This window comes from Sphingobacterium faecale (genome assembly GCF_016746095.1).
GTDB lineage: Bacteria > Bacteroidota > Bacteroidia > Sphingobacteriales > Sphingobacteriaceae > Sphingobacterium > Sphingobacterium faecale.
Window position 1 is genome coordinate 671,620 of record NZ_JAERTY010000001.1, and the last position, 21,359, is coordinate 692,978.

Annotated in this window: 14 protein-coding genes and 1 tRNA gene; 10 read left to right on the forward strand and 5 right to left on the reverse strand. The window is 43.3% G+C overall.

Going from position 1 to position 21,359, the window contains the following annotated elements:
* Window positions 1-79 precede the first annotated feature (79 nt).
* The gene (locus tag JKG61_RS02705) at window positions 80-1,222 is read right to left on the reverse strand and encodes a cytochrome-c peroxidase (protein ID WP_202101445.1); all 1,143 of its coding nucleotides are present in this window, start codon (window positions 1,220-1,222) and stop codon (window positions 80-82) included.
* Between the two features lie 131 nt (window positions 1,223-1,353).
* On the opposite strand from JKG61_RS02705, the gene JKG61_RS02710 reads away from it, so the two are divergent.
* From JKG61_RS02710 to JKG61_RS02720, 3 genes are all read left to right on the forward strand, one after another.
* Complete coding sequence (locus JKG61_RS02710; RefSeq protein ID WP_202101446.1) at window positions 1,354-4,140, forward strand: TonB-dependent receptor; 2,787 nt, start codon at window positions 1,354-1,356, stop codon at window positions 4,138-4,140.
* 104 nt (window positions 4,141-4,244) lie between these two features.
* Complete coding sequence (locus JKG61_RS02715; RefSeq protein WP_202101447.1) at window positions 4,245-5,558, forward strand: DUF4876 domain-containing protein; 1,314 nt, start codon at window positions 4,245-4,247, stop codon at window positions 5,556-5,558.
* A 17-nt stretch (window positions 5,559-5,575) separates the two neighbouring features.
* Window positions 5,576-7,144: a DUF6850 family outer membrane beta-barrel protein gene (locus JKG61_RS02720; protein WP_202101448.1), complete on the forward strand. Its 1,569-nt coding sequence runs from the start codon at window positions 5,576-5,578 to the stop codon at window positions 7,142-7,144.
* A 19-nt stretch (window positions 7,145-7,163) separates the two neighbouring features.
* Here JKG61_RS02720 and JKG61_RS02725 read toward each other — a convergent pair whose 3' ends face one another.
* Complete coding sequence (locus JKG61_RS02725) at window positions 7,164-8,234, reverse strand: endonuclease/exonuclease/phosphatase family protein (RefSeq protein WP_202101449.1); 1,071 nt, start codon at window positions 8,232-8,234, stop codon at window positions 7,164-7,166.
* A 214-nt stretch (window positions 8,235-8,448) separates the two neighbouring features.
* Here JKG61_RS02725 and JKG61_RS02730 point away from each other — a divergent pair, with 214 nt between their 5' ends.
* The 5 genes from JKG61_RS02730 to JKG61_RS02750 all read left to right on the forward strand — a co-directional run bounded on the left by JKG61_RS02730 (window position 8,449) and on the right by JKG61_RS02750 (window position 16,405).
* Window positions 8,449-9,036 (forward strand): sigma-70 family RNA polymerase sigma factor, encoded by a 588-nt coding sequence (locus JKG61_RS02730; RefSeq protein WP_202101450.1) that lies wholly within the window; start codon window positions 8,449-8,451, stop codon window positions 9,034-9,036.
* Window positions 9,037-9,106: 70 nt separating this feature from the next.
* Window positions 9,107-10,114, forward strand: coding sequence for a FecR family protein (locus tag JKG61_RS02735; RefSeq protein ID WP_202101451.1), 1,008 nt, complete (start codon window positions 9,107-9,109; stop codon window positions 10,112-10,114).
* Between the two features lie 123 nt (window positions 10,115-10,237).
* Window positions 10,238-13,642: a TonB-dependent receptor gene (locus JKG61_RS02740; protein ID WP_202101452.1), complete on the forward strand. Its 3,405-nt coding sequence runs from the start codon at window positions 10,238-10,240 to the stop codon at window positions 13,640-13,642.
* A gap of 33 nt (window positions 13,643-13,675) precedes the next feature.
* Window positions 13,676-15,535, forward strand: a complete 1,860-nt coding sequence (locus tag JKG61_RS02745; protein WP_202101453.1) for a RagB/SusD family nutrient uptake outer membrane protein — start codon at window positions 13,676-13,678, stop codon at window positions 15,533-15,535.
* A 21-nt stretch (window positions 15,536-15,556) separates the two neighbouring features.
* Complete coding sequence (locus JKG61_RS02750; RefSeq protein ID WP_202101454.1) at window positions 15,557-16,405, forward strand: endonuclease/exonuclease/phosphatase family protein; 849 nt, start codon at window positions 15,557-15,559, stop codon at window positions 16,403-16,405.
* A 252-nt stretch (window positions 16,406-16,657) separates the two neighbouring features.
* On the opposite strand, the gene JKG61_RS02755 is transcribed toward JKG61_RS02750, so the two are convergent.
* Window positions 16,658-16,730, reverse strand: a tRNA-Lys gene (locus tag JKG61_RS02755).
* Between the two features lie 160 nt (window positions 16,731-16,890).
* On the reverse strand, window positions 16,891-17,754 hold the full coding sequence (prmC, locus tag JKG61_RS02760; protein WP_202101455.1) for a peptide chain release factor N(5)-glutamine methyltransferase: 864 nt from the start codon (window positions 17,752-17,754) through the stop codon (window positions 16,891-16,893).
* Between the two features lie 60 nt (window positions 17,755-17,814).
* On the opposite strand from prmC, the gene ribD reads away from it, so the two are divergent.
* Both ribD and JKG61_RS02770 read left to right on the forward strand, forming a co-directional pair.
* Complete coding sequence (gene ribD / locus JKG61_RS02765) at window positions 17,815-18,867, forward strand: bifunctional diaminohydroxyphosphoribosylaminopyrimidine deaminase/5-amino-6-(5-phosphoribosylamino)uracil reductase RibD (RefSeq protein WP_202101456.1); 1,053 nt, start codon at window positions 17,815-17,817, stop codon at window positions 18,865-18,867.
* A 50-nt stretch (window positions 18,868-18,917) separates the two neighbouring features.
* Window positions 18,918-20,207, forward strand: coding sequence for a DUF2851 family protein (locus JKG61_RS02770; protein ID WP_202101457.1), 1,290 nt, complete (start codon window positions 18,918-18,920; stop codon window positions 20,205-20,207).
* Here the strand turns inward: JKG61_RS02770 and JKG61_RS02775 are convergent.
* Window positions 20,204-20,854, reverse strand: a complete 651-nt coding sequence (locus tag JKG61_RS02775) for an ankyrin repeat domain-containing protein (protein WP_202101458.1) — start codon at window positions 20,852-20,854, stop codon at window positions 20,204-20,206. The two genes, JKG61_RS02770 and JKG61_RS02775, sit on opposite strands and share 4 nt — an antisense overlap.
* Window positions 20,855-21,359: the final 505 nt, after the last annotated feature.

Consider the following 21,359-nt stretch of genomic DNA (forward strand, 5'->3'; position numbering starts at 1 on the left):
ATAACTATTTTAGTACAAATGTATGATTTGAATTTCGTAAAAAATGATAGAGGTCAGAAAGTAAGTGTCTTAAGAAGATTTAGCGCGGCAACTTCTCCGGCCTGTGCATACGGTATTTAGTAGCGGTAATCGATTCTAAAAATGCCTTGATGTCTTGGATCTCCGCTTTGCTGAGGTCTAGTTTTTTCATCAAGGGATCCGTGACAGGATACATTGGGTCATTTTCTTTTTGACCGGGCTTCGGCGAATTCATCTGCATGCCGCTGTTGTACATGTTCAGCAGACCGGTCATATCCCAGAATAAACCATTGTGCATCCAAGGATCGGTGTTCATTACATCCCGAAGCGAGGGGGTTCGGAACTTGCCTACATCGTCGGGGTTTTGAGTAACCTCATAACGTCCGAGATCCTGATACTTACGGTTGTAATACGTCAGTCCGATGTTATGAAAGGATTCGTCGGTGAAGAATTTGCCACTGTGACAGTTCATGCACCGTGCTTTGTTGCGGAATAAATGGAGGCCTCGGATCTCCTGATCATTTAGGGCTTTAAAATTTCCGTCGATAAACTCATCAAAGCGGCTACGGCGGCTCGCCAATGTACGCTGAAATGCGGCGAGTGCCTTAAGCACCTCAGGCATAGAATAGTCTTCGTCATCATAAGCGGCCATGAAGAGGTCGTTGTAGGCCGGAATGGCTTTAAGTTTGGGAATCAGCTTCGTGAGATCCATGTTCATCTCGTGATGGGCTTCGATGGGCCCTAGAGCCTGCGACTCAAGAGAACGGGCACGGCCGTCCCAAAAAAAGGTTTTACGGGCGTATACATTGAGGAGCGATGGTGTATTGCGCATACCTTCGCGGTGATCGTGTCCTATCGGAACGGTCAGCTTATCGGCCCAGGAGGTCTGCGGATTGTGACAGGAGCTGCACGAGATCTGATTGGAACCGGAAAGTATAGGGTCGAAGAAAAGGTATTTGCCAAGTACGACATCGGGCTGCTCCATCAGGGTAAAATAGCTACTGTCTACCTTGGGAAGCGAGCTGAATTCTTCCCATTGTACACCACTATCGATACTCGGTGCCGGCCATAATGCAACGGGGCGTCTATATAATGCAGTAATACTGCTATCCAAAAGAAAGATGCTTCGTGTTTCGATGTGCTCCGTGAAGGATGCAAAAACAATCACTGCCGCTAATACTGATAGAATTAATATTTTTTTCATTTCTGACCGATACTCTTGCAAAAATAGTATTATTATTTAGATTGCTTAAAAATTGTTGTGATTAAAGCAGTATGTTTGTTACATTTGTATCGTTATTTAGACTTGATTAAAATTATTAACGCCATATAGGGATGCATTTTTCTGCCTGTTTTATTAAGTTTTCCGTACTAGCGGTGATGCAACTGTTACTCGTTAACGTGCTGCTGGCGCAAGACAAGTCGATAAAAGGGACGGTGCTGGATGCGGAACACAAACCCCTGGTGGGTGCCAGCGTAACGGTGATCGAGTTGGAGCAGACGGTCTCTACCGATAAAAATGGTACGTATAGACTAGATATTCCAGATCGAGGCCTCCATAATCAATATACCCTAAAAATTGCCTTTGTAGGTAAAAAAAGCAAGCGTATAGCATTGGTATTTGATACACAAGGCCTAGTGCCTCCTGTTACGCTTCTGGACAATAGTCTGGCGCTGGAAGAGATACCTGTGCAGGCCTCTCAGGGCCAACGGAGTAACTCATCGCTGGTATTCGATCGCGAAATGATCGAGCGCTTTCCGGCATTGAGTCTCAATGACCTTCTGAACCGGCTACCCAATCGTCTGAATACAGGTCCTTCGGTACAGGATATGCAGAATCTGACACTGCGTGGAGCTTTTGCAGGGACTATCGGCAGAGCCAGGAATGTACATGAGCTGAGCAATGCCTTTGGGGTAGCTATTATAGTAGATGATATTGCCATGAGTAACAACGGCAACATGGGCGGCCGTAATCCAGGGGCAACAGGAATGGCCAACGCTTTCAATAGTATCCGTCCATCGGATTATATGGTCGGAGGGAGACCGATTCCTAATACCTCTTATTCGGGAGAAAATGTGTTTGGCGGGATTGATCTGCGGCAGATTCCGGTCGAGAATATTGAAAGCGTGGAGGTGATATCGGGAGTAGCACCTGTACGTTACGGTGATATCTCAAACGGTGCAGTGATCGTGGAGCGGCAGGCTGGACGCACGCCGGCTTTCTTTAGGGTACAATTACGTAGCAATGCAACCTCATACGGCTTTTCGAAAGGTTTTAAGCTGCGCGAAAAATGGGGAATGATGAATCTGGATGCAGGATATGTCAACTCGTATGCGGATAATAGGGATAAGCTCAAGCAATATCGGAGAATCAATGGTACGGTGATATGGACGAATACCTATGGCCGCGAGGGGCAGGTCAAGCAGACGCTGTCTGCTACCTACAATAAAGTATTGGATGCGGTTAATAAAGATCCGGATGACGCGCTTTCTACAGCGGTGTCCTTTGGAGGGTGGAACTGGAATACGTCCAGCCGTACATCGATAAAAGTAAAGAACAGCATTGTGGACCGTATTGGATTCAACCTGGGAGCGAGCTCTTCCCTGCAAGAAACTTATCGCGAATACTATTATAACGGGGATCCTGTGTTCTATACGGATACGCTGTACTCGGGGGTCGTGGAGGCTGCATATGCCCCCGGACAGTATGATGCACTGGATCATGTCGAAAATAGGCCGCTCAACCTGAACGGACGGCTGGAGATGAACGGGCTTTACTATACCGGAAGTGTACAGCACCGGTTTAATATAGGGGCAAGCTACAGCTTTGATACAAATTTGGGAAAGGGGCGTATTGTAGACCCATCCCGTCCTAAAAAGGATTTGTCGGGCAGTACATCGGATAGATATTATGATTTTTCACTGGCGCATAATCTGCAGAATATAGGGGTGTATCTGGATGATGCTATGCGTATGCAACTTATGGGAAGGGAGCTCGATATCCGTGCCGGTGTACGCTGGGACATGATGAACGGGCACTCGTCGATTTCGCCCAGAACGAATATCAACTACAGGCTCTCTGAACATACCCGGCTAGGGGTGGCTTATGGCTTATCGTTCAAGTCGCCGGGTATAGCGCACCTTTACCCTGGACCTTCATTCCATGATATCCTATTGCTGAATGCATATAATGGTAAGGTGGCAGAGAGTATGGTGCTATTTTATGTGCATCGCTATGATCCGGATAGCAAGGGTATTAAAAGTAGCGTAGGCCAGACACTCGAAACGTCCTTGGCGTGGAGTAGAGCTGGACATTCCTTGCGTACCAATCTTTTCTATAAACGCAACGACCGTGTGATATCCACACTGTCGCAGCGCGAAATATTGACTCTGCCCCAGTACAATGCTACGCCAGTGCCGGGACAGAAGCCAAGAGTCGAGATGGTAGGCTATCGACGATTGTTGATCGATAACCGACAGTTCAACAATGACCGGTCCAACGATAATATGGGGGTGGAGATGATGTACAGTACACCGCGGTTTAATGCGATCATGACATCATTCTCGGCAACAGCTGCGCTGACCTCGTCGGCCAATAGAGATCCGAACCTGGAATCTGTAACATTTAATGATGGTAAAGTAGAGGATGATCTGCTGCATATCGGATTATTTCCATCGGCAAGTACCCGCAATTACCTGAGTCGCGGATCAATACGGAGTTCGACACACTTTCCAAAACTACGGCTGATCATTGAACTGAGTGCCGATGTCGAACTGTTGAATTATACTTCGACGAAGTGGGAAGATTTTTACCCTAAAGAATATTATACCAAAGATCTCACACACCATGTGGTGGACCAGTTTGATCCCAATAATCCGGATCATGTACAGCTCTTTGAAAAACGGCGCGATGACATGATGAAAGTAAGGGCAACCGATAACCTGACGTATTGGAACTTTAGTCTAAGCATGGCCAAGGAGATTGGGAAAAATCTGTACCTATCATTTAATGTGTATAACTTTTTGGACTATCAGCCTAGATTCTATATAGAGGGAGCGGGGACAGTAAAGGCACCGAACAGTAGACCTAATTATGGAGCACAGATGACTTATAAATTTTAAAATGTATCGATAGTAAAAAATATCAAATACTCAGTTTGGCGAAGCACAAACATCCCTGATTCCGCCAATGGGCGGATGACCATTAAAGCAAAAATAATACACATATGAAAACACGTTATTTAATTCCATTCTTACTGTTACCTTTTACGGCTTGTAAGAAAGACGGCCCTACCATTAAGCCGATAGATGTACAGGTTAATCTGAATTATGCCGAAGCACAACTGAATACACCGCTGGACCGAAGTAAGGTGGAACTTAAACTTACCAATCTTTCTACGGGAAACAGTGCCGTATTCAAAGCCTCCGAGGGCGTGGTAAACATGGACGGACTGGCGCCAGGGAAGTATGATATCGATGCTTCAGTGACTATCACCAAAGAGCACTATAAAAACTTGACAGGCATTGAGAAAGCTGCAGATCTGGTATTCAATGCCTCGCTGAAAAACTACAGTCTGAACTTTTCAACAACTATCGATCTGGAACTGGTAACAGGATTGATCGGTGATTTTGTGATTAAACAGATCTACTATGCCGGATCGGATAATAAAGAAGGTGCTATATTCAGAGATCAGTTTGTAGAGATTCATAATAATACGGACCGTGTCTTGTATGCGGATAGTCTATATATCGCACGTGCCTGGGGCAGACAGAGCCCGAATAAGCAGTCGTACCACTATCAGTCGAATGAACAGCTGGACTGGTCTAAATCAATCAGTAATAGTGTGGGGGAAGCCGCAAATACAGATTATGTATATCTCAGCGACTTATTGATGATACCTGGCAATGGAAAGACCTATCCGGTACAGCCAGGGAAAAGTATAGTGATCGCCCAGAATGCGCTGAATCATAAGGTTCCTTTTGTGGATAATAACGGAAAAGAAACGGGAGTACGTAATCCCGATCTGACCGTAGATCTGAGTAAGGCGGATTTTGAAGTGCACTACGGAGGTATACCTGGGAAAAAGCTTTTGGGGTCGGATATAGACAATCTGGATGTGCCTAACCTGGAGATTCTGGCCTATGAGGGAAGCGATTGGGTATTGGACGCCAACGGGCGTGATAGCTATGTGATATTCCGGCGGAGTAGCAGAGCAGAGGTGACGGCGCTCAAAGAATATTATGCGCCCCTTTTGACGACTCCCGGAAGTACTGCAAACATGTATAGGCAGTTGCCTATCCGTTGGATTATGGATGGTGTGGAGATACAGCCGACACTGAACGACGAACGGATACCAAAGAAGCTGCCGGCTTCTGTCGATGCGGGGTTCAGCTTTGTACCTGGTGCAAGGTATTCCTCGCAGGCAGTAATTCGGAAGACCGAAACAACGGAGAATGGTCGTGTGAAACTGAAGGATTCTAATAATTCGACAGAGGATTTTGTAACGATAAAAGCCAGCCCTTGGGGATTTGCTAATTAATTTTTAACGCGATTTCGATGGCTTTTTTTAAACAGCTGGCATATAGTGTTATATGTAGTGTTTTTACGCTATGCGTGAAGGCACAGGATAGTAGCGATGCGCTGTTGGACTCGGTCGCGCCAATAGTCTATTGGCACGACCGGGCTTATAGTCCGATGCATGAAATGACCATGAAAAACAGGGTATGGATAAGGGACGGGTTTAAGAACGGTACATCGGTATTGGCTATATCTCAAGCCTGGGGGCAGGGACATCTGCAACCTTCGCAAGGCGCGGACAGAATAAAAAATTTTCGCTTTGATACAGAAGGCAAAACAAGATGGAACAACACCGATTTCTGGGGTAAATTTGCATATGAACGCACGAGCGAAGATAGCACTGCGCTACGGCACCAGACAAGATGGAACGAAGACGCTCCATTTTATTACGCGTCCATGCGTAAGAATAAATATAGCAGAGAAACCTATAAACTGGATGCGGCGGTACAGCAACAGTTTATGGATGGACGTATCCCTGTTACATTGGGGATAGATTATAGGATCGGTTCTCATTATTCGAACAATGATCCTAGAGGTGATATCGCAGATATGAATCTGGAGTTGGATCTGGCGGTGGGTTACCGGAGTGATAAATGGAGCTATCACTTACGGGGAATCATGGGCTACGGATCGGAACGGGTGGGCGTAGGTTATAAAAATGATAAGCATGGTGTCGGAACAGAAAACCCTGAATATACCAACTGGGTGATGAAGGGGTATGGCACGATGGATGCTAAAGTTTCTAATATCCGGTATGAAGATTTTATAAATAGAAAGGGCGTGGGGGCTAATGCCCGCTATGAAATCGGACCTAAACATTATATTTACTTTAATACGAGGTATGTGTTAGAAAATCAGTCTTTTAAGGAGACTAATACTTCGGTAGATGGTTATCAGATTCTAATGGATTATGATAAGGATATCGTGGAGGGCGAGTTATTATGGTCTAAGCCGCTTGCTGATGGGAATACGATGATACTCTCACTCGACGGAAAAATGGAACGCGGAGCAGATGGATTGTATATGCTGGGAGTAAGTACCGGTCAGAACAATTATGTATATCAGCGCGATAGGATATTCGGTAGGGGACAGTATGGCATCGGTAAGAGTGTATTGATGGTCAGCCTTGGGATGATTGATCTGAACCGCGAGGATGGTACAAAAGGTAATAAACTAACGTATACACAATTGAATTCTGGCGCTGGCTATGGCTATAATTTTACCCTGACTGGGGTGCTGGACCTGCGGGCTGAGATCAACTATGCGACTCGGTATGCATTGGAGCATAACCTGATCATGCCCGTGATAAACGAAGGGGAGGTGGCGAGGCGGATTATACACCACGACTATTGGTACCAGTCTGCTACATTGCATGAATGGAGTACCAAGTGGGTGTTGTCTAACAATAGACCGCATAGAAACTGGTCTGTCAGCGTGCAGGCAGACTATCAGCGACGAGGTGACTTGCCCACGGCAGAGCTGTCGTCCTCTTATCGCCCCGGAAGGGATTGGTTTCAGGGTAGAGTGAGCTTGTCATATGTGTTTTAACAGTGGATTTGCTATTTTCTCATTCGCTGGATCTATTGTCACTATTTTCCTCTTTGCCCTCTTGAATAAGCTCGTTTACTTCTTGCATTTCATCATTTTCAAGTTCTTCGATACGTTCCTCCTGTTCGTCCGACTGGCGATCGATATGGAAGGTGCAGGAGACTGGAAAATGATCTGAACCGATGCTGGACAGGATGTTTAACTGATCGATAAATAGCTGTGGGCTGTGAAAAAGCAGGTCTAATGGTACCCGAAAGAACCAGTACTTGGCATGAAAGGTTGAAAGTACGCCCCGTCCAATGCGGGCGTCGATAAGCTCACTGGTCTTTCGGAATAAGATGGAGCTTTTGGCCCAGGCTACATTGTTAAAATCGCCGGCGACAAGTACAGGTAGGTTATAGCCGCGTACACGCTTGGCTACGCTGAGCAGATCGCCGTCGCGCTCTTTGGAAGTTTCTTCTTCGGTGGGACTAGGTGGTGGAGGGTGTACACCAAAGAACACAAATCGATGCCCATCCTTACTTTCTAACTCTGCCTCGATACTAGGTATATCATCAGCGACAAAGTAGTGGGTTTGAATGTTAATTATTTTAAGCCGAGTATAGAAGTGCATGCCATAAGTGTTGTCCAAGGTCACTTTTTGGACATAGGGATAGATGCTTTCAAGTTCGCGTAGAGCCTGCTCCCAGTGGGTATCACTTTCCATCGTAAGCACGATGTCAGGGCGTTCTCTTTGAATCAGTTCTACAAAACGATGATGTTGCCTGTTGTCCTGATAGACGTTACACGCAATAATTTTGATCGGCTCTGAAGCAGATTTTGATTTTTGAATGTAGGGGGTACGCCAGAATTTGGTATATCTCGACAGTATATACAAATGGTAACCGATCAATAGCAGTTGCAGAAGCTGTACTGTCCAGAAAACGGTGTCTTTGTCACTGAAAAAAAACAGCAGAGCAAAGGCTATTGTCTGCAGAATCAGTATCTGTAGTTTGAGAAACTCGGGAACGCGAAAAATCCAATGCTGATGCTGGACAAAGGGGAGGATACTAAAGAGGATGAGTATACAGGAGATCAGTGTTACGAGCATATATAATGTCTGTTTTAAATAAATACACTTGGGCGAAATACTTTGTTTTTAAATAGCAGTTTTTTTATTTGAAATATTGAAATATAAAGCTTTTTCCATAAGTTCGTGTTGACCTAGATATGGATTCAGCGCAGCAACATGATAAAAATGGCTCTGGAAAGGAATTTAATATGGAGTTAATATAGCTTTAGTAGCTTTGGGCTAATATTTCGGTATGAAAGTATTGTTTGATTTTAATTTCTATTTCCAATCGTGGATACATGGTGATCAAAAGAGTTTTAAGATTCTTTTTGATTACCTGATGCCGAAATTTATGGCATTGGCATTTAATGTGACCCGAAGCAAGGAAACTGCGGAAGAAATCACCATGAATACCTTCTTACAGATATGGCAGATGCGTGATCGTTATACCCACGTGGAAGCGCCTGATCATTATTTTTTCGGGATACTCCGGCAACAGATAGCTGCTTACCTGCGGAAAAAGAAAATCCATACCGAGGAGTTGATGGAAGTACATTATCGAGATGTATCAGATCACGACAATGTCATCTCGGTAAAGGAGGTAAAAGAGTGTTATCAGGTGGCGCTTGATACACTGACCGAACAGCAGCGAAAAGTCTTTCAGATGAGTCGTGAGCAATACCTGACGAATAAGGAAATCGCTGAGATCCTAAATATCTCCGTGCATACTGTCAATAACCATATTAAAGCAGCAATCAAAGTTATGAAGGCTCATTTTTATAATTATCCCGATATCGCTATGTGCTTAGCCATTTTTTATATGTTGGGCTCCCTGCTTTAAAAAAAATATATTTCTTATAGCCATTCCGCATACTTTGTACATTCTTTATAGTAGATAGACTATGAAAGGTATGAAGACAGATCCAGATAAAGCATTATTGAAAAGGTATTTTCTAGGTCATTGTGACTCAGAAGAGATTAAATACGTTGAAGATTTTATACAAGAGGGACGCGGAAATGCTTTGGTGGATGAGGTTTTGAAGGAATTACTTCTGGATCCGCAAATGAAGTATGAGAATTGGTCAAAACAAGAGATAGAGGCCAATTGGAAACAATTTGAGAGGGCAATAGGGGCTGATGAGGAAAGTGTACAGGAGAGACCTAAGAAAAAGTATCGTAGGATGGTTATATGGCTATCAGGGATTGCTGCTGCCTGTCTATTGATTTTTTGTTTTGTGGGAGTAGAAGATGGGTGGACTCTACTAAAAGGAGGGGATAAGACGATGTCTTATCAATCGGAAATAGGTGTGCCTCTTTCCAGATATATGTTGCCTGATGGCTCTATGATGTGGCTTACAGCGGGATCCAGCGTTTCGCTCGGAACGGGTTTTGGCGATGATAACCGCGAAGTGGTACTTCAGAACGGTGAAGCTTACTTTGATGTCAAAAAAAATGAAAGGCTGGCTTTTGTCGTGCATTCTAAACATATGACGACGAGGGTGTTGGGGACTGCTTTTTTAGTGTCTGATCAGTCCCATCTGGATGAAGCCAGTGTGCAGGTGACCCGGGGACGTGTAGAGGTGGAGTCGGGGGGCAATATTTTTGAAAATCTGACCGTAGGAAAGGTTGTGACGTATAATAAGGCTTCGCAGAAGGCTGACTCGGCACATTATGAGAAAATGCTCTTTGATCCCGAAATGAGAAGCTTATTCATAGATGATGTTTCTTTCGAAGAGCTTGCTTTTCGGGTGAAGCAGGTATATGGATATGACCTGCGAAGCCATTCGCAGAAGGTAATGTCGGGAAGATTTACCCTGGAACTGGATTTTGATAAGGGAATAAAGGATATTATGGAAAATCTGTCGTGGGTATATAATTGTAATTATCAGCTGCAAGGAAAGGAGGTCTGGATGAAATAGTTTCTTTGTTAGCTACAAAGGCTATACTTCTGAAGTAGAAATATAGCCTCTTAAAGAAGGATACAGTTGCGCCGTCATCCTTCTGTCCTAAAAACCTTTGAAAAGATATTAGACCATTCAAATATGAACAAAAAAAATGCATTTCTTTCCATTTGGAGAAAGAAATATTACCCTCTTATTTTCCTAATGGGACTATTGACCTTACTATCGGTATCGACGTCCTATGCGCAGGAGACTAAAAAGAAGATCACTGTAACGCTGAAAGGTGGTGATCTACCTGCTGCAATAGAGCAGCTTCGTAAACAGACCGATGTCAATTTTTATTATGCTAAAGATGAATTAAAAAATCACAGAATTAAGGCCGTCAAGTTTACCGCTATACCCTTGGTGGATATCGTGCGGGAACTACTTAAGGGAACGAACCTGGAAATCATGGAACGGGATAATAGTATTTCGATCCGAGCCAAACAGACGAAAGTGGAGTCTGCCAGACTCAACGGTACGTCTACAGGAGGCCAGGTGAAAACCGTCAATGCGACTGTAGTGGATGAAGATGGCCTTAAATTAGAAAGGGTCACCGTGTCTGCGAAACCGCAGGCCAATCTCAGCACGTCTACAGATCAGAACGGTATGTTTATTTTGAAACTGCCTGAGGCTGTTACCGAACTGAGCTTTTCCTTGGTGGGCTATAAGCCGATCTCTCTTAGCATAGCCTCGATCCGTGCGTCGGAGTATGTCTATCTGAAAAAAGAGCAGAGTGATCTGGAAGAAGTGGTGGTAGTCGGTTACGGGGCACAAAAAAAGCAAAGCCTGGTAGGGGCAGTAGAGACTATAAAGCCTTCGGCACTGAAGACCACTTCGAGTTCATTTACATCATCCTTTGCGGGAAAGATAGCGGGGGTAGTGGCCGTACAGAAATCGGGCGAACCGGGAGCTGACGGAGCGAATTTCTGGATAAGAGGGGTGTCTTCTTTTGCAGGAAATATCAATCCCTTGATTATTTTGGATGGTGTAGAGATCAATATGCAGATTCTGAATTCTATTCCACCTGAGGTTATCGACCAGTTTTCGGTACTGAAGGATGCTACGGCTACAGCTTTATTCGGTACAAGAGGTGCAAATGGGGTATTGGTGATCACGACCAAAAATGGTAAGAACCTAGAACGGATGAGCATCAATGTGAGACTCGAAGGTGGTACGTCTTCGCATACCCAAAAAATGAAGATGGTAGATGGTGTGACGTATATGAATATGTTTAATGAGGCTATCAAGGCCCGAGAGATCAATAATAACTATAAGCCGCGATTCACACAGGATAAGATCGAGGGGACCTCGCAGGGATTGAACGATGCCATATTTCCAAATGTAAACTGGTATGAGACGTTATTTAAACCGTATACGCATAATGAGAATGTCAATGTGAATGTAACGGGGGGAGCTAGTAAGCTGAACTATTTTGTCAATGGCTCGTTTTTTAATGAAAATGGTCTTTTCAATACGATAGAGAAAAGATACAAGAATAACATTAATCATCGACGCTATAATCTACAGAGTAACGTCTCTGCAAATCTGACGTCAACGACAACGCTGGGAGTTAAGGTCAATGCCATATTCAGAGAGTTGTATGGTCCAGGTGTAAGCAGTAGCAACCTGTATTATAGTACCCTGACAGCATCACCTATTGCTTTTCCGCTTACATTTCCGGCTTTGAATGGAGAAGACTATACCCTGTTTGGAACTGCATCGGGACCTTATGCACAGGGATACTATCCCAATCCCTATGCCGATCTGGTAAAGGGGTACCAAGAGACTTTTAATACAACGACACTAGGGATCGTGGATCTGAACCAAAAGCTGGATTTTATTCTTGATGGCTTAAAGTTTAAAGCGCTGGCCTCGTTTAATAATTATTCAAACACGCAGGTGTCCCGATCATTTAAACCTCACTATTTTGCTATTGATAAGTGGTCGGTCAATAAAGATGGTGTATATGATTATACCTTGGCCTCTATGGGCGAGCCGGGGCAGACTGCGCTCAGCACAAGCTCTGGTGCAGGTGGCGAACGCAAGTTTACTTATCAATTGTCGTTAGATTATGGCGTGAGTTTGCAAAATAGGCATAATATTAATGCTATGGTGCTGTATCATCAGAATCAATACAATAATAATATGCCCGGAAGCTCGCTTTTGGCGGTGTTGCCACAACGGGAACAGGGACTGGCAGGCCGTCTGACATACAATTATCGGGATACGTATTTCTCAGAGTTTAATTTTGGATATAACGGCTCTGAGAACTTTAAGAAAGGAAATAGGTTTGGTTTCTTTCCTTCTATAGCGGCGGGTTATGTGATTTCTAATGAGCCTTTTTTTGAAAATTGGGCGGAGACGGTTTCTCTCTTAAAGGTAAGAGGCTCTTATGGCCTGGTGGGGAATGATAAGATCAATGCTCGCTTCCCTTATATCACTAATGTGGATTTAAATTCAAAAGGATATACATTTGGATATGACTTCAATAATACGCTGTCTGGGCCTAATGTAACCTTATTGGGCAATGAGGATGCACAGTGGGAAATAGGGAAGAAGGCCAATCTGGGTTTTGAACTGGGAATCAAGAATGAGTTTACGTTGGTAGCGGATGTATTCCGGGAAGACCGTTCTAATATTTTTATGCAGCGACGTATTATCCCATCGCATCTAGGTCTCGGTGCTATATTACCTTATGCCAATATTGGGCAGGTTCGGAATCAAGGTGTAGATTTTACATTAGATTACCATACCACAATTTCTGATGATCTAAGTATTTCGACAAGGGGTACATTTACCTATGTGGTCAATAAATTATTGGATCGGGATGAACCTCAGCAGAAGGAACCTTATTTATCTGAAATTGGACATCCTCTGAATAGTATCCGCGGACTGGTGGCAGAGGGATTGTTCGCTTCGGAGGAGGAGATAAAAGGATGGGCTAAATCTACTTATGAACCTGATGTAAGACCCGGAGATATCAAATATAGGGATCTCAATGGTGATAATGTTATTGATGATAACGATAAAATGGTGATCGGGAATCCTACTATTCCACAAATGATCTATGGTTTTGGAATGTCTGTGGCTTATCGTAAACTGGGCGTTTCTTTCAATTTTCAAGGAACGGGAAAAAGCTCGCTGATGATGGCGGATATTCATCCCTTTGATAAGAATGAACATAATGTGATGCAGTTTATAGGTGATAATTATTGGCAGGAAAGCAATCCCGATGTAAATGCCCTTTATCCAAGATTAGATAATGAAGCGAACGCTCATAATAGACAGAACTCGACGTTCTGGTTGCGCAATGCCAGTTTTATTCGCTTGAAGGATGTGGAGCTATCTTATGATTTTAAGCTGTTTAGGATTTATCTTGCGGCAACTAATCTGTTTCGGATTTCGTCTTTCAAAAATTGGGATCCAGAGTTAGGTGGAGGATCCGGATTAAGTTATCCCCTGCAACGCACGGCCCGATTTGGTGTGCAGTTCAATTTTAATTAAGTCAATATACAGTAACAAGTAGCATTTATTCTGATGAAGATATTTAATACAATAACAAAGATAGGACTGTTGACTGCTGCTTTGACGGTAACATCCTGCAGTTATCTGGACGTAGTGCCAGATGACAAGCCTACGCTCGAAGATGCTTTTAAAAATGAAAATGAAGCGCAAAAGGCGCTATATGGTCTGTACAATGGTATTCCTGATCTTTTCTTTTTTCAGGACTCGCCTATATTTGTAGGTACAAACGAGTTGGTTACCTCCAAGCTGGGGGCTACACATTGGTATCCTTATAAAGCTATCGTTTATGAAGAGTATAGTATAAACAATCCTTGGTTTAATTTTTGGTCCAATAAGTCGTCACGGATTACTTATGATCTATATGCCCGGATCCGTAAATGCTATGAATTTAAGAACCGATTGAAACTGGTACACAATCTTGCAGAGGATAATCGTAAAAGATGGACGGGAGAGGCTGATTATCTGATCGCATACTATCATCAGATCTTATTACAGTTTTACGGTCCGATTATTCTGGTGGAGGAAGAAATACCGGTAAATCTTCCGGAAGACCAACTTTTGGTAACTAGAGCTCCTTATGACAGATGTGTCGAATTCGTATGTAATAAACTTGATGATGCGGCTTCTAATCTTCCTCCATCGGTAGAACAGAATGAACTGGGACGGGTGACAAGTATTGTTGCCAAAGCTTTAAAGGCAAGGGTTTTATTGACAGCGGCCAGTCCATTGTTTAATGGTAATAGCGAGTTTTATTCGGATTTTAAGAATCCGGATGGTGAACAGCTCGTGAACCTACAATACGATGCTCAGAAATGGAATAAGGCCATGCAGGCGGCTAAAGAAGCAATCCAATTGGCCGAAAGTAATCAAATGAAGCTATACTATGAAACCAAAACAACCTCCGCAATAGCAGCGGAACAGGCGGTGTTGAACTATACGTATGCTTTTGTCGAAAAATTCAATAGTGAAGTGATCTGGGGACTGACACATACTTCGGGAGTAACGAATAATCAACGGTATCTGATCCCTAAGGTGACTAATTCCGGAAATGCGAGGCCTTTGGGTAATATTGCTCCTACAATGACGCTGGTCGGAGAATATTATACAAAGAATGGCTTGCCATTAGACGTGGATCCTATGACGAAAGGAAAAGACTTATGGGTGTATTCGGCGGGAGATAATACGGCTTTAGTCAATCTGGAACGTGAGCCACGGTTTTATGCTTCCATAGGTTATGACGGTGGTAAATATGCTTTCGGTAGTACGAATATTACTATCAATGCATTGGCGGGAGCGCAACAGGGGTACCAGGCTGGGGTAGAATACTACTCGTCATCAGGCTATTTTGGTAAGAAATGGGTGCATCCTAAATCCAGCTACACGGCATCTACGAATCAGTTCAATGCTGTACGCTATGCTTTTCCGGAAATAAGGTTGGCCGAATTGTATCTGGCATATGCGGAGGCTGATTTTGAATCGGATGGACAGTTGAGCAACGAAGGGATGGAGTATTTAAACAAAATCCGTATCCGTGCCGGAATTCCTACAGTGCAAGCAGCATGGGACCCGGTAGGAGGTGTTCCTACAGGTGAGAAAATGCGGGAACTCATACGCCGTGAAAGATCAATTGAGATGGCTATGGAGAATAAACGGTATTTTGATCTGAGAAGATGGAAAGTAGCTCATATAGAGCTCAATAAGCCAGAATACGCCTGGAACGTGTATGGGACTACCAAAAATGCATTCTATCAACGTGTAATCATGGATGAAAGCGGTAAGCGTGGGTTTACATCACCGAGAAATTATTTATTGCCCATTCATATCCAGGATATCAATACGAATAAAAATCTAGTTCAAAATCCAGGTTGGTAACTTATATACAATAGACATATTATGAAATCATTAAGAAAATTTATATTTATAATTCCCTTATTACTAGTATGTACGGTTGTGTGGGGATGTCAATCAGGCTCAGATGGAGATGACGGAGGGGTACAACCCTCTAAAAAAGGCACATTGCGAATCGGTAGTTACAATGTCTATTACTGTAAAAGTAATACTGGGACCCCGGCATATACGGATCAGAATACACAAAATGTGGCAACGGTGATCGATGCCTTGGATTATGATATTCTATCTGTACAGGAGCTGGATAGTGGATTTGTAGATCGACAGAATAAACGCTATCTATTAGCTGATATTGCTTCAAAAACTAAGAAAAAGTACCGTTATATATATGGTCCGGCACATGAATTTGGTACGGCTTCGGTAGGTGTGGGGGTGCTTGTGAATGCTGATCTGAAGGTGTTGAGTACCAAAAAGGTGGCCTTGCCCGGAGAAGAAAAACGTGCTTTGTTAATGGTCGAGTTTGAGGACTTTTGGTTTATTGCTACTCACTATGATCTGATTGATGCCAATCGTGTGGAATCTTCTAAGATAGTGATGCAGGAAATCAAGAAAATCAATAAACCTGTATATCTAGCCGGTGACTTGAATATCAACAATACGACGAATGAAGCCTATAATATATTGGCTCAATCGTTTGTACCGGTGACTCCGTTGACGTACAATGATGGAAAAGTCAAAAATACCATCGATTATGTTTTATATAGTGATAATGGAACAGGTAATAAGCCTGTTTTTAAAGGGAGTAAGATTGAGACGGAAATGAAGCTGGGAGGGAAGTTGGTTTTGTCTCAGGTTTCGGATCATCCACCGATTTGGGTGAATATAGAAAAATAATACAATGTGTTGAATTGATATGGAAGAGGCTCTAATTTATATTGGAGCCTTTTTCGTTTATGACCTGCTCTTCGTATTTGAGAATGGTAAGTTTAAAGAGAAGACGGTTTATAATCTCGTTTTGATGAAGAGGCTGGGGTTGGATCAGCCCCGCAAGACCCCAGCTTATCCCTGATCCTTCTATGATTCGAACCCTCTGGTTCGACCCTAAGGGGCACAAAAAAAGCCTCACTTTGCAGTGAAGCTTTTTTGTGATCCCGCTGGGATTCGAACCCAGGACCCATACATTAAAAGTGTATTGCTCTACCAGCTGAGCTACGGAATCTTAATTCTTTATTTTGAATTATCCTTCGTTGTTTGAAGTGATGCAAAGGTAGAAAAAACCTTGATATGTGCCAACTCTTTGCTGTGTTATTTTCTAGCTATGGCTTTAACCAATTGTTCCTCAGTGAAAAAAAATGAAATAAATAGCTGGATAAAATGCGCTACAAGAGGCTGGCGCGTATTATTCGGTCAGCGCCATTGATATCTTTGTACAATTGTATCTGTCGAAAGCCTTTTTTGGAAAGGAGTTCCACTGTTTCGGCTCCCAGATATTGATTGATTTCGAAATAAAGTCGTCCGTTTGGACGTAGGTGGGATTTGGCGAAATCAGCAATATAGTCGTAAAATAAAAGGGGGGCACTGTCTTCGACAAACAGCGCGCTGTGCGGTTCGAAGGCTAAGACGTTTTGATGCATTTCTTTTTTTTCTGCTTGTGTAATATAAGGAGGGTTGCTAACGATGACGTCATAGGTCTGCTCTTGCTGAAAAACAAGATCCCACTCCAGTATATCGGCCTGGATGAATTGGACGTTAGTACTGTGTTTTTGAGCATTTCGTTTGGCAACGTTTAGGGCATTGGGGGATATGTCTAATGCCCAATACTTATGTTGGGGCATACGTATTGCTAGAGAAATAGGGATGCAACCTGTCCCTGTACCTATGTCGATAAAATCCATCGCATAGTGGTCCCGATGGTCCTGCTGGATGAGATGTACGAGTTCTTCGGTCTCAGGTCTAGGAATAAGGGTATCTTCGCTAACCTCGAATATATGACCATAGAAATGCGCATACCCTAATATCTGCTGTATAGGTCTACCGGTCTGGAGCTGCGAAAGGATCTCTTGCAGTCGGTTGGTTTGTTCTACTGACGGTATCTCATTTCGAATGCGATGATATTGGCTTGGGGCCGTGGCTGTAATGTCTTCTACGGCGAGCAAGTATATCTGTTCTACTTCTGATGCGGGATAGAGTTCCTGCAATACTTCCTGAAATGATCGGCTTATAGCATGCCATGTGTTGTTCATGAGACAAATTTAGCTATTATCGAAGATAATTATTCAGCTATGAAATTGTAAATTTGCAGTATGGCTGAAAATCACAAATTCATGAGTCGCTGTATAGCGTTGGCAGAGTTGGGGGCAGGGACGACCAGTCCAAACCCTATGGTAGGCGCTGTAATCGTATATGAAGGTAAGATCATAGGGGAAGGTTACACCTCGCCCTATGGAGGAGCACATGCTGAAGTGAATGCGGTCAATGCTGTTAGGCTGGCTTATGGAGAGGAGACAGCCTTGGATATGCTGAAGGGGAGTACGGTATACGTGTCGCTGGAGCCTTGTGCACATTACGGTAAGACACCTCCATGTGCGGATATGCTGATCCGTCTAGGGGTACAGAAGGTCGTTATAGGATGCGGTGATCCTTTTGCTAAGGTGAATGGATTGGGGATACAGAAGCTACGTGATGCAGGTATAGCTGTAGAAGTAGGTGTAATGGAGGATGAGTGTCGTTTTGTGAACAGAAGATTCTTTACACGGATACAAGAGCATAGGCCTTATGTGATACTGAAATGGGCTGAAACCAGAGACAGATATTTTGCTCCAGAGGATGGTAGCCAACGTTGGATAAGTAATAAAGCGAGCAAACAATTGACCCATAAATGGCGTTCGGAAGAAGATGCGATCTTGATCGGCACAGCTACGGCGTTGGTGGATGATCCGATGTTGGATAATAGGCTCTGGTCAGGCAGGTCACCCAAGCGTGTCCTGATCGACAAAAAGCTCGCCGTGCCTACCAGTAATCGCCTTTTTGGAAACCATGAGACGGATCTGATTATATTTAATGCAGAAAAGACAGCATGGAATGACTATTTGAAATATATAGCGATAGAAAATTTTGATCTATACCTGCCTCAAAATATATTATATCAGCTCTATCTGATGGATGTTCAATCGCTCATTATTGAAGGAGGGGTAAAAACACTAGACTTGTTTATCAAAGCTGGATTGTGGGATGAAGCTCGGGTATTTGTGGGGGATGTTGACTGGGGAAGCGGTATACCTGCTCCGACATTGGGACAGCTGCCGCAAGAGGAAAAGCAAGTGGCTACGGATACTTTGAGAATATACTATCGTTAATATTTGGTTGTAAATATTTGTTGTTCAGCTTATTGTTTCTATCTTTAAGGATGGACTATCCAGAGGAGTTACTTCATTTTATCTGGCGCTATAGACTGTATGACCAAGTTAACTTAAAGACCAAGGAAGGGGAAGCGCTTAAGGTTATCGACGTGGGACTGTATAATCAGAATGCAGGTCCTGATTTTGAGTACGCGTTGATCGAACTGGATCATGTGCGATGGAAGGGGCATGTCGAGATACATCTTAATGAGGTGGATTGGAAGCAGCACGGTCATCATTTGGATCCGGCTTATAATGCTACCATATTACATGTGGTATGGAAGGGCGGGGCGGGAGATATAGAGCGGTCCGATGGAACTTTGATGCCCACACTGCTATTGAGCGATTATGTGAAGCCACAACTATTACAGCGTTACAATGATCTAAGCAAGCAACACCTTAAAATTCCTTGTGAAGGACGCATGGAGCAGGTCTTGACATTGTTAAAGCCCGGTTGGCTGACACGTCTAGCGATTGAAAGGCTGGAGGCGAAATGTAAACGGAACTCCGGGTGGCTAAATGCTACGAAGCAAGATTGGGAAAGAGTATTCCTGATCGGGGTAGCGCGAGCATTTGGGACCAATGTAAATGCTATCGCTTTTGAAGAGTTATTGTATAGAATTGCACCTAATCTGCTGTATAAATATCTTGATGCACCCGAAAAAATAACGGCGTTGCTATTTGGCGTAGCAGGTTTTTTGGAAGAGGAATGTAATGATGATTATTTTGTAGAGCTGAAGACTATGTATTCGGTGCTGAAAAAGTTACATGGTCTTCAGAATATGTCCCCGACCTATTGGAAATTTATGCGGACACGGCCCTATAATTTTCCAACTTACCGGTTGGCGCAGTTGGCCGCACAGCTACCGGTATTGGTATATGGATTGGAAAGGATGCGTACGACAGACTGTTTGCAACAGTTGCTTGGTAGAATGCGTAGCACGGAGCTCGATGCTTATTGGATCACTCATTATCGATTTGGTAAAGCAACAAAAAAGCATAGTACACGTTGGAGTGATGCTTATCTTCATCTTGTGGCTATAAACTGCTTTATTCCCGTATTGTTTTCCTATGGGAAATTCTTGGGGCAGGACCATTTGACAGAACGGGCACTGGCCTGGATGGAACAGTTACCTACCGAAAAAAATGCTGTAATAGCATATTATAAAACCCAGGGCATATCCTGTCAGAGTGCGGCAGACTCTCAAGCCTTATTGCACCTGAAGACCGCTTATTGCGATCGTAAAAAATGTTTGGACTGCGCTATAGGTGTGGTTATCCTAAGGCCCTCGAATTAAATCTTTAGAATATCTGCAAGCTCTGTAAAGCCTTTGTCTACAGCAAGATCAGAAGCTGATTGTCCGGTGTTGGTAAGCTGTGTTATATCTGCTCCTTGTTCGAGAAGATTGATAATCAGATCGATATTACCATGCTGTGCCGCTAAATGTAGGGGCGCGATACCTCCATATTGAAGAACATTCACTTCTGCACCACTTTCGATCAGCATCTTGGTAATGCCGACGTGATTGGCAGCAAGGGACGCATGCAATGGGTAGGTATTGTAACCATTTTGGGAGGCGATGTTGGGATTGGCATGATGTAAGAGCAGAAGACGTACGACATCTTCTTTTCCAAAATGAGCAGCTATCCCTAAAGGGGTGAAACCATGGTCAGAGCGTTCATTTACCACTTCTTTCTTATGCTCGATCATCATTTGGATGTGCTGCAAGAGGCCTGTAGCACAGGCTTCGTGTATAGTGATTGTAGTGATAAATTTTAAAATAACTTGTGTAACCTGTGGCTTGTGGTAATAGCAGGACAATAGAAGCGGTGAAATATCATGACTGGTCTTTTGATGGACAAGACTGCTGTCCTGGCTTAGTAATAATTCAAGGTCTTGATGATTACCTGTTTCGATATATTCTTCTATTATGGTCGAACTCATAGTATAATAACACTTTTTACTATTTCGAAATAAATAAAAAAAAAGGGTATTTGGATAAAATGTTGGTAATATCTGAAATGTTAATTAATTCATGCAGACTATATTTTCGAAAATTAGGAAATCTGATAGCAAAGGAAGTGGGTGTCAGAGTGTCGTTGTAGCTAAACGGCTACAAATATAGGGAAACCCCTAATAAAATATGGATCAATACGTTGTAAATATCCTTACTCTTAGTACATTTGTATTGCCCTCCCCAAGGGCATGTTTTTCATAGGTAGATGTAGGGTCGAATATTTCTTATTCGACCCTTTTTTTATGATCTTTTTTTAACCATTGGTATTGAAGGGCTCACCCTCTATTTTTTGGCGCGGTTCCTTGCTGTTGGAGATTCGATGGTGTCATGAAAATTTGATTTTAACTGCTTTTATGCTATTGGACTGACGTTAAATCACCGTGCATGCTGAAATTTTGACTAGCTTTGTCGCAAGCTATATCTAACAAAATA

What these genes read in the sequence shown, in the direction of transcription:
- JKG61_RS02705 (WP_202101445.1), bottom strand. Translation starts at nt 1,222, where the DNA reads ATGAAAAAAATATTAATTCTATCAGTATTAGCGGCAGTGATTGTTTTT.
- JKG61_RS02710 (WP_202101446.1), top strand. Translation starts at nt 1,354, where the DNA reads ATGCATTTTTCTGCCTGTTTTATTAAGTTTTCCGTACTAGCGGTGATG.
- JKG61_RS02715 (WP_202101447.1), top strand. Translation starts at nt 4,245, where the DNA reads ATGAAAACACGTTATTTAATTCCATTCTTACTGTTACCTTTTACGGCT.
- JKG61_RS02720 (WP_202101448.1), top strand. Translation starts at nt 5,576, where the DNA reads ATGGCTTTTTTTAAACAGCTGGCATATAGTGTTATATGTAGTGTTTTT.
- JKG61_RS02725 (WP_202101449.1), bottom strand. Translation starts at nt 8,234, where the DNA reads ATGCTCGTAACACTGATCTCCTGTATACTCATCCTCTTTAGTATCCTC.
- JKG61_RS02730 (WP_202101450.1), top strand. Translation starts at nt 8,449, where the DNA reads ATGAAAGTATTGTTTGATTTTAATTTCTATTTCCAATCGTGGATACAT.
- JKG61_RS02735 (WP_202101451.1), top strand. Translation starts at nt 9,107, where the DNA reads ATGAAGACAGATCCAGATAAAGCATTATTGAAAAGGTATTTTCTAGGT.
- JKG61_RS02740 (WP_202101452.1), top strand. Translation starts at nt 10,238, where the DNA reads ATGAACAAAAAAAATGCATTTCTTTCCATTTGGAGAAAGAAATATTAC.
- JKG61_RS02745 (WP_202101453.1), top strand. Translation starts at nt 13,676, where the DNA reads ATGAAGATATTTAATACAATAACAAAGATAGGACTGTTGACTGCTGCT.
- JKG61_RS02750 (WP_202101454.1), top strand. Translation starts at nt 15,557, where the DNA reads ATGAAATCATTAAGAAAATTTATATTTATAATTCCCTTATTACTAGTA.
- prmC (WP_202101455.1), bottom strand. Translation starts at nt 17,754, where the DNA reads ATGAACAACACATGGCATGCTATAAGCCGATCATTTCAGGAAGTATTG.
- ribD (WP_202101456.1), top strand. Translation starts at nt 17,815, where the DNA reads ATGGCTGAAAATCACAAATTCATGAGTCGCTGTATAGCGTTGGCAGAG.
- JKG61_RS02770 (WP_202101457.1), top strand. Translation starts at nt 18,918, where the DNA reads ATGGACTATCCAGAGGAGTTACTTCATTTTATCTGGCGCTATAGACTG.
- JKG61_RS02775 (WP_202101458.1), bottom strand. Translation starts at nt 20,854, where the DNA reads ATGAGTTCGACCATAATAGAAGAATATATCGAAACAGGTAATCATCAA.